The sequence below is a fragment of the Stackebrandtia sp. genome (genome assembly GCF_035643755.1).
In the GTDB taxonomy this organism is placed as follows: Bacteria; Actinomycetota; Actinomycetes; order Mycobacteriales; family Micromonosporaceae; genus Stackebrandtia.
Map to the genome: position 1 here is coordinate 1 of NZ_DASQPW010000302.1, position 4,516 is coordinate 4,516.

The 4,516-nt window shown below is 67.5% G+C and carries 3 protein-coding genes and 1 pseudogene; all 4 read left to right on the forward strand.

Annotated features, from left to right (window positions below; genetic code table 11):
• A pseudogene (locus VE172_RS23895) lies at nt 1-447 on the forward strand (protein phosphatase); the annotation flags it as partial.
• A gap of 12 nt (nt 448-459) precedes the next feature.
• Nucleotides 460-2,076, forward strand: coding sequence for an FtsW/RodA/SpoVE family cell cycle protein (locus VE172_RS23900; protein WP_324804520.1), 1,617 nt, complete (start codon nt 460-462; stop codon nt 2,074-2,076).
• Nucleotides 2,073-3,575 (forward strand): penicillin-binding transpeptidase domain-containing protein, encoded by a 1,503-nt coding sequence (locus tag VE172_RS23905; protein WP_324804521.1) that lies wholly within the window; start codon nt 2,073-2,075, stop codon nt 3,573-3,575. Before VE172_RS23900 ends, VE172_RS23905 begins: the two co-directional genes overlap by 4 nt.
• A 54-nt stretch (nt 3,576-3,629) precedes the next feature.
• The coding region (locus tag VE172_RS23910) for a serine/threonine-protein kinase (RefSeq protein WP_349258522.1) at nt 3,630-4,516 on the forward strand (887 nt) is incomplete at its 3' end.

A 4,516-nucleotide genomic window follows, 5' to 3' on the forward strand; every position in this document is an offset into this window, starting at 1 on the left:
CTGGCCGGGGTCGGATTCCTGGTCTACCAGGGACAGTACTATGTGGGCGTCGACAAGGACAATCACGTGGCGGCGTTCCAGGGCGTCCAGGGCAACCTGTTCGGCATGACGTTGTCCAAGGTGGAGGTCTCCAGCGACACGCCCCTGTCGGACCTCACCCCCGCCGCCCGCAGCAAGGTGAAGCAGGGCATCCCGGCCAACGGCCGCGAGGACGCCATGCGGATTCTCCAGCAGGTCACCACCGGGGAGTCGAACCTCCTGGAGCCCTGCCCCCAGCCGTCCTCGCCGTCGCCGTCGAAGACGAGCGACAAGCCCTCGGGAAGCGCGTCCAGCTCGAAGCCCCATTCGTCCAAGAGCGGTTCGCCGTCGGACAAGACGTCGAGCCCGTCGGACGGGGCGACGAGTCCGAGTCCGAAGCCAGGTGTCGACTGTCGGCAGACGGATTGATCGGGAGGGTATTTGAGCACGTCCACTCCGGCTCGGGTGCCGACCCGGCGCAATGTCGAACTGGCCTTGCTGCTGGTCGCGGTGCTGGTGCTGTTCGTCTTCGAGGCGGCCGTCCAGGTGAGCCTGGCCGGCCAGATCACGCCCACCGCGTTCGTCCTGGTAGGGATCATCGCCGGGATGCTGCTCATCGGGCACATCCTGGTGCGGGTGTTCGCCCCGTACGCCGACCCGGTGATGCTGCCGGTGGGCGGCCTGTTGACCGGCATCGGCGTCATCTTCATCCGGCGCCTCGACCTGAGTGCCTTCTATTACAAGAAGATCGACGGCCAGTTCCAGAAGGTCTTCGACTACCCGACCCAGGCGGACCGCGCGAACTCCGCGGTGTTCGGCGACGCCGGCGGCAAGCAGCTGACGTACATGATCGTCGCGGTGGTGGTCTTCGCCGCCGTCCTGTGGCTGGTCCGCGATCACCGCAATCTCGCCCGGTACCCGTTCGTCGCCGGTTTCGCCGGTCTGGTGCTGGCGGCCTCGCCGATCCTTCCGGGGATCGGCATGAACGTCAACGGTTCCCGGCTGTGGCTGAACCTCGGCTTCGTCGCGATCCAGCCCAGCGAGTTCGCCAAGCTGCTGCTGCTGATCTTCTTCGCCTATTACCTGGTGCGCAAGCGCGAGGTGCTGTCGCTGGCGAGCAAGAAGATCCTCGGCATGCACTTCCCGCGCCTCAAGGACTTTGTGCCGATCGTGGTGGTGTGGGCCACCAGCGTCGTCATCATGGTGGGGCTGAAGGACCTGGGGACCTCGCTGCTGTTCTTCGGCCTGTTCGTGGCGCTGCTGTACACCGCCACCGAGCGGATCAGCTGGGTCCTCATCGGACTGGCGCTGTTCGCCGCCGGCGCGGTGTTCGCGTACTCGCTGTTCTCCCACCTCCAGGAGCGGGTCGACATCTGGCTGCACCCCTTCGCCGACGCCCAGAACACGGGGCGCCAGCTGGTGCAGTCGCTGATCGGGCTCGGCTCCGGCGGCGTCTTCGGCTACGGGCCCGGGGCGGGCCAGCCGCAGGAGACCAACCCCGCGGCCAACAGCGACTTCATCCTGTCGGGTCTCGGCGAGGAGCTCGGGCTCTTCGGTCTCACCGCGATCCTCATGCTGTACCTGTTGTTGGTGGCCCGGGGGATGCGCGCCGCGCTCGGCGTCAAGGACTCCTTCGGCAAGCTGCTCGCCGGCGGCCTGGCCTTCAGCGTCGGGTTCCAGATCTTCGTCGTGTTGGGCGGCGTCACGAAGCTGATCCCGCTCACCGGCCAGACCGCGCCGTATCTGGCGGCGGGCGGTTCGTCGCTGTTGGCGAACTGGATCCTGTTGGCGTTGTTGATCCGGGTGTCGGACTCCGCGCGGCGCCCGCAGGCGGCCCCGCAGGGCCCGATCAAGATCGCGCCGCCGCCCGGCATGGCCGACAACTCGCCCACCCAGATCGTGTCGGCCGCCGACCGCGCCGACGACTCCGAGACCCAGCTGGTCTCGATCCCCGAACGACTCGACGCACCCCCGGAATCAGCGCCCGAACCCGAGCCGGCCCCCGGCCCGGAATCCGAAGCACCATCCCCTCCGACGTCACCCGAGGTGAAACCGTGAACTCACCATTGAGGAGAGTCACCCTCGTTGTGGTGGCGCTGTTCGCATTGCTGTTTCTGAACCTGAACTGGGTGCAGTTCGTCAACAGTGACTACTACAAGGACAGCGCCTACAACCGCCGCACCACCCTCGAGGAGTATTCGCGGGAGCGCGGGCTGATCCTGGCGGGCAACCAGACCCTGGCCAAGAGCGTCAAGACCAAGGACGGGGAGCTGAAGTACCAGCGCGAGTACCCGCAGAAGGACCCGTACGCGCACCTGACCGGCTTCATGTCGCTGACCTTCGGCTCCACCGGCATCGAGAAGGCGGAGAACGACATCCTCAACGGCGAGGCCCCGATGCTGTTCACCGATCGCGTCGGCGAGATGTTCACCGGCGACGAGGTGTCGGGCGGAAACGTGGTGCTGAGCATCAAACCCAAGCTCCAGGAACAGGCGTGGAAGGCGCTGACCGACTATTCCAACAACCAGTCGGTGACGCCGGGCGCGCCCGAGGCGGCGGTGATGTTGGACCCCGCGACCGGGCACGTCCTGGCCCAGGTGTCGACGCCGTCCTATGACCCCAATCCGATGGCCAGCCACGACAACAACGAGGTCGCCAAGACCTGGAAGGACCTGAACGCCGACGGGGCGGGCAATCCCGCGCTGGATCGCGCGACGCAGGACAGCTTTCCACCGGGCTCGACCATGAAGGTGTTGGTGGCGGCCGCGGCGCTCAAGGCGGGGCTCACCCCCGACACCATGATCGACGCGGGCAACTCCTACAACCCGCCGCAGGGCGGCGACATCGAGATCACCAACTCCGACGGGCAGTGTCCGGAGAAACAGCTCACGATGAAGGAGGCGCTGGCGCGCTCCTGCAACACCGCCTTCGCCAAGCTGTGCGTCGACAACTTCCAGGGGAAGGTCGACGACGGCGCCGAGGCGATGAAGGAGATCACCGACGACTTCGGCTTCGGTGACGATTCCCTCACCACCCCGCTGACGGTGGCGCCCAGCACCTTGGGCAACGTGGACGCCAAGTCGTATCTGGCCCGGGCGTGTTTTGGGCAACAGGAGGTCAAGGAGACGCCGATGATGGACGCGATGATCTCGGCGACCATCGCCAACGACGGCGATCAGATGACGCCCAATCTGATCAAGGAGTTGCAGTACTCCGACGAGACCACCGCCGACACCCCGGCCCCCGACAGCCGGGCCACCCCGATCGATTCCAACGTCGCCAGCCAGTTGCGCGAAATGATGGAGGAGGTCGTCAACGGCGAGCACGGCACCGGTAAGAAGGCGCAGATACCCGGGGTCACCGTGGGTGGCAAGACCGGCACGGCCGAACACGGCGAGGGCGCGCCCGAGCACGGCTGGTTCACCGGCTACGCGATGGACGACAATGGGAACCCGAAGGTCGCGGTGAGCGTGTTGTTGACGGACGCCGGTGAACATGGCAGCGGTGACGCCACACAGATAGCAGGTGACCTCATGAAGACCTATCTGGGTAAATAAGGTTGGCGGACACCCGCACCCGCGGAACCCAATAGCTAAGGAATGACTTGAACGATGATGAGTCCGGGCACGAAACTCGGCGGCCGTTACCGGCTGGACGAGCGCATCGCCACCGGTGGGATGGGCGATGTGTGGCGGGCGACCGACGAGGTTCTGGGCCGCGTGGTCGCCGTCAAGGTGCTGCTGCCGTCGCTGTTGAACGAACCGGGCTTCATCGAGCGGTTCCGGGGCGAGGCGCGCGTGGTCGCCACCCTCACCCACCCCAACGTGGTGCGGGTCTACGACTACGGCGAGTCGCCGATGCAGGGCGGCGGCCAGATCGCCTACCTGGTGATGGAGTTCGTCGAGGGCGAGGCGCTGACCGCGCGTTTGCAGCGGCAGGGCCGGCTCACCGCCGAGGAGGCGCTGCCGATCCTGGCGCAGGCCGCCGAGGCGCTGGACGCCGCGCACAAGGCGGGCATCGTGCACCGCGACGTCAAGCCGGGCAACCTGTTGCTCACCGGCGACGGCAAGGTGATGCTCACCGACTTCGGCATCGCGCGCTCGGCGCTCACCGGCGGGCTGACGCAGGCGGGCTCGGTGCTGGGCACCGCCGCCTACATCTCCCCGGAGCAGGCCTCAGGCCAGGGAGTCACCGGACAGTCCGATGTATACTCGCTGGGGATCGTCGCCTACCAGTGCCTGGCCGGGCGGCGCCCCTTCGACAGCGACAACCCGGTCGAGCTGGCGATGCGGCATGTCAACGACGAGCCGCCGCCGCTGCCGGACGACGTCCCGGCCGCCGCCAGGGCCGTCGTGGCCGCGGCGCTGGCCAAGGACACCTCGCAGCGCTTCGCCACCGGGGAGGCCATGGCGCAGGCGGCGCGGGCCGCCGTCGGCGGCGAGGCCATGCAGTTGTCGCCCGCCGGGTCCCCGCCGATCGCGCCGACCTCCCCGCAGAC